Annotated in this window: 2 tRNA genes and 3 rRNA genes; all 5 read left to right on the top strand. The window is 50.4% G+C overall.

Annotated elements, in window-relative coordinates:
- A 16S ribosomal RNA gene (locus AC07XU_RS18305) occupies positions 1-1,448 on the top strand; the annotation flags it as partial.
- 201 nt (positions 1,449-1,649) lie between these two features.
- Positions 1,650-1,724 (top strand) — tRNA-Ile (locus AC07XU_RS18300).
- A gap of 15 nt (positions 1,725-1,739) precedes the next feature.
- Positions 1,740-1,816: transfer RNA gene (locus tag AC07XU_RS18295), tRNA-Ala, on the top strand.
- Between the two features lie 208 nt (positions 1,817-2,024).
- A 23S ribosomal RNA gene (locus AC07XU_RS18290) occupies positions 2,025-4,902 on the top strand.
- Between the two features lie 86 nt (positions 4,903-4,988).
- A 5S ribosomal RNA gene (gene rrf / locus AC07XU_RS18285) occupies positions 4,989-5,100 on the top strand.
- Positions 5,101-5,146: the final 46 nt, after the last annotated feature.

Below are 5,146 nucleotides of genomic sequence, written 5' to 3'. Positions count from 1 at the left end.
TGGTTGCTTGCAACCATGAGACCGGCGCACGGGTGCGTAACGCGTATGCAACCTACCTTCATCTGGGGGATAGCCCGGAGAAATCCGGATTAATACCGCATAAAATCACAGTACGGCATCGTACAATGATCAAACATTTATGGGATGGAGATGGGCATGCGTGTCATTAGTTAGTTGGCGGGGTAACGGCCCACCAAGACCGCGATGACTAGGGGATCTGAGAGGATGACCCCCCACACTGGTACTGAGACACGGACCAGACTCCTACGGGAGGCAGCAGTAAGGAATATTGGTCAATGGGGGCAACCCTGAACCAGCCATGCCGCGTGCAGGAAGACGGCCCTCTGGGTTGTAAACTGCTTTTATTCGGGAATAAACCTGCTTACGTGTAAGCAGCTGAATGTACCGAAGGAATAAGGATCGGCTAACTCCGTGCCAGCAGCCGCGGTAATACGGAGGATCCAAGCGTTATCCGGATTTATTGGGTTTAAAGGGTGCGTAGGCGGCCTGTTAAGTCAGGGGTGAAAGACGGTAGCTCAACTATCGCAGTGCCCTTGATACTGATGGGCTTGAATGGACTAGAGGTAGGCGGAATGTGACAAGTAGCGGTGAAATGCATAGATATGTCACAGAACACCGATTGCGAAGGCAGCTTACTATGGTCTTATTGACGCTGAGGCACGAAAGCGTGGGGATCAAACAGGATTAGATACCCTGGTAGTCCACGCCCTAAACGATGAATACTCGCTGTTGGCGATATACAGTCAGCGGCTAAGCGAAAGCGTTAAGTATTCCACCTGGGGAGTACGCCCGCAAGGGTGAAACTCAAAGGAATTGACGGGGGCCCGCACAAGCGGAGGAGCATGTGGTTTAATTCGATGATACGCGAGGAACCTTACCCGGGCTTGAAAGTTAGTGAAGTATCCAGAGATGGATGCGTCCGCAAGGACACGAAACTAGGTGCTGCATGGCTGTCGTCAGCTCGTGCCGTGAGGTGTTGGGTTAAGTCCCGCAACGAGCGCAACCCCTATGTCTAGTTGCCAGCACGTAATGGTGGGGACTCTAGACAGACTGCCTGTGCAAACAGAGAGGAAGGAGGGGACGACGTCAAGTCATCATGGCCCTTACGTCCGGGGCTACACACGTGCTACAATGGATGGTACAGAGGGCAGCAAGCTGGCAACAGCAAGCAAATCTCAAAAAGCCATTCACAGTTCGGATTGGGGTCTGCAACTCGACCCCATGAAGTTGGATTCGCTAGTAATCGCATATCAGCAATGATGCGGTGAATACGTTCCCGGGCCTTGTACACACCGCCCGTCAAGCCATGGAAGTTGGGGGTACCTAAAGTACGTAACCGCAAGGAGCGTCCTAGGGTAAAACCGATAACTGGGGCTAAGTCGTAACAAGGTAGCCGTACCGGAAGGTGCGGCTGGAATACCTCCTTTCTGGAGTAGTGCAGACTACTCGCTGCGTAAAAAATGATACATATCTCTAAAGGAAAACCAAAAAGATGACGCCATCGGCACGATACCATATCGGCTGCGGCGGGATTGAAATTGAAATACGGTTTTGATTTACGATTTACGAACATCAGTTTAATTGCTGATAGAAATCTAAAATCGTCAATCTGAGATCCGAAATCATAAAGTCCCGTAGCTCAGCCTGGTTAGAGCACTACACTGATAATGTAGGGGTCTCCAGTTCAAATCTGGACGGGACTACACGTTAATTTTTTTGGGGGATTAGCTCAGCTGGCTAGAGCGCCTGCCTTGCACGCAGGAGGTCAACGGTTCGACTCCGTTATTCTCCACCATCACCGGTGCCTGTTACAGAAGGCATGTTTATAATAAGGATGTAGCAATATATCCTCGGGATTGAAAAGTTCTTTGACATATTGGAAGAAGTTAAAATAGAAGAGCAAACAACAATAGAGACGTTGTTTGACCGGAGTTCCCTCGGGGACGAAGGGATGACGACATATCAAAAAAGCATACCATGCGGCGCAAAAGGCGCATGAGTAGAAGAAAGTAAGAAAGAGTATACGGGGGATGCCTTGGCTCTCAGAGGCGATGAAAGACGTGATAAGCTGCGATAAGCCGCGGGGATCAGCAAATATGAATTGATCCGCGGATTTCTGAATGGGGAAACCTGGCCAGTTGAAGACTGGTCGCACATAGTGCGCAAACCTGCCGAACTGAAACATCTAAGTAAGCAGAGGAAGAGAAAATAATAATGATTTCCTAAGTAGTGGCGAGCGAAAGGGAAAGAGCCCAAACCAGCTATGTTACGGCATATCTGGGGTTGTAGGACTGCAACGTGGCATTAACGGACAGAAGTGGAACGGGATGGGAAGCCCGGCGAAACAAGGTGATAGCCCTGTACACGTATAGAAAGTTAGTCTAGCAGTATCCTGAGTACCGCGAGGTCGGAGACGCCTTGTGGGAATCTGCCGGCACCATCCGGTAAGGCTAAATACTCCTGAGAGACCGATAGTGAACCAGTACCGTGAGGGAAAGGTGAAAAGAACCCCGAACAGGGGAGTGAAATAGAACCTGAAACCGTATACTTACAAGCGGTCGGAGCGTCCAGGTGGCGTGACGGCGTGCCTTTTGCATAATGAGCCTACGAGTTACTCTTCTCTGGCAAGGTTAAGTGTTTAAGACACGGATCCGAAGCGAAAGCGAGTCTGAATAGGGCGCATAGTCAGGGGAGGTAGACGCGAAACCTTGTGATCTACCCATGGACAGGTTGAAGGTGCGGTAACACGTACTGGAGGACCGAACCGATAAACGTTGAAAAGTTTCCGGATGATCTGTGGGTAGGGGTGAAAGGCTAATCAAACTGGGAAATAGCTCGTACTCCCCGAAATGTTTTTAGGAACAGCGTCGTGGTGAGTTATATAGAGGTAGAGCTACTGATTGGGTGCGGGGGAGTCAAATCCTACCAAATCCAGACAAACTCCGAATGCTATATAATATACACGGCAGTGAGGCGCGGGGTGCTAAGGTCACGCGCCGAGAGGGAAAGAACCCAGACCATCAGCTAAGGTCCCTAAATTACCGCTAAGTTGAACTAACGAGGTGCGATTGCATAGACAGCTAGGATGTTGGCTTGGAAGCAGCCATTCATTTAAAGAGTGCGTAACAGCTCACTAGTCGAGCGATCGTGCATGGATAATAAACGGGCATTAAGTGGTATACCGAAGCTATGGGTAATATTAATATTACGGTAGGGGAGCATTCCAGCGGCAGCGAAGTTGTAGCGTGAGCTATGGTGGAGCTTCTGGAAAAGCAAATGTAGGCATAAGTAACGATAAGGCGGGAGAGAAACCCGCCCACCGAAAGGATAAGGTTTCCTGATCAACGCTAATCGGATCAGGGTTAGTCGGGGCCTAAGGAGAACCCGAAGGGGATATTCGATGGACAACGGTTTAATATTACCGTACCTTTTATAGATGCGATGTGGGGACGGAGTAGTGACACTGCCGCGAACTGACGGAATAGTTCGTTAAAGGCCGTAGGTATTGGGATGGTAGGCAAATCCGCCAACCCAGCTGAAAGTCGATAGTACCGCGAGCCTTCGGGTAAGTGGATAGCGCAGGTAATCAGACTTCCAAGAAAAACCGCTAAGCTCCAGTCTATAAAAGCCCGTACCGCAAACCGACACAGGTATCCGGGAAGAGAATTCTAAGGTGCTCGAGTGAATCATGGCTAAGGAACTCGGCAAAATGGCCCTGTAACTTCGGGAGAAGGGGCGCTGGCAGCAATGTCAGCCGCAGTGAAAAGGCCCAGGCGACTGTTTAACAAAAACACATGGCTTTGCAAAATCGAAAGATGAAGTATAAGGCCTGACACCTGCCCGGTGCTGGAAGGTTAAGAGGGGATGTCATACGCAAGTAGAAGCATTGAATCGAAGCCCCAGTAAACGGCGGCCGTAACTATAACGGTCCTAAGGTAGCGAAATTCCTTGTCGGGTAAGTTCCGACCTGCACGAATGGTGTAACGATCTGGGCGCTGTCTCAGCCATGAGCTCGGTGAAATTGTGGTCCCGGTGAAGACGCCGGGTACCCGCAACGGGACGGAAAGACCCCATGCACCTTCACTACAATTTAACATTGACATTGGGTACAGGATGTGTAGGATAGGTGGGAGGCTTTGAAGCGGCGTCGCTAGGCGTCGTGGAGCCAACGTTGAAATACCACCCTTTCTGTATTCGGTGTCTAATCCCGCCCAGCGGGAGACATTGTTTGATGGGTAGTTTGACTGGGGTGGTCGCCTCCAAAAAGGTAACGGAGGCTTTCAAAGGTAAGCTCAGTACGCTTGGTAACCGTACGGGGAGTGCAATAGCATAAGCTTGCTTGACTGTGAGGCAGACAAGCCGAGCAGGGTCGAAAGACGGATATAGTGATCCGGTGGTTCTGCATGGAAGGGCCATCGCTCAAAGGATAAAAGGTACGCTGGGGATAACAGGCTGATCTCCCCCAAGAGCTCATATCGACGGGGAGGTTTGGCACCTCGATGTCGGCTCGTCACATCCTGGGGCTGGAGAAGGTCCCAAGGGTTCGGCTGTTCGCCGATTAAAGTGGCACGCGAGCTGGGTTCAGAACGTCGCGAGACAGTTCGGTCCCTATCTGTTGTGGGCGTAGGAATTTTGAGTGGGGCTGACCTTAGTACGAGAGGACCGGGTTGGACTAGCCTCTAGTGAATCTGTTGTTCCGCCAGGGGCATTGCAGAGTAGCTACGCTGGGGATAGATAAGCGCTGAAAGCATCTAAGTGCGAAACTAGCCACGAGATGAGAATTCCATATAGGGCCGTAGAAGACTACTACGTTGATAGGATACAGATGTAAAGGTGGCGACACCACAGTCGAGTATTACTAATAACCCGAAGCTTTCAAAGCAAACAGACTGTTGTTTGTTCTTCAAACTAACTTCTTTCAATAATATGTCATTGTCATGCGCACCTGCGCACGACATTTAAAATATTCAGGTGCCTATATCGGCGGTGTCCACCTCTTCCCATTCCGAACAGAGAAGTTAAGCCCGCCAGAGCCGATGGTACTGCAGTAACATGTGGGAGAGTAGGTCGGTGCCAGATCTTAAAAGAAGCCCCGTAACGAAAGTTGCGGGGCTTTCTTGTTTAC

Source organism: Pedobacter sp. GW456-11-11-14-TSB4, from assembly GCF_059424425.1.
Note: the sequence above shows the minus strand (reverse complement) of the source record. Positions and strands in the feature narration are given on the sequence as shown.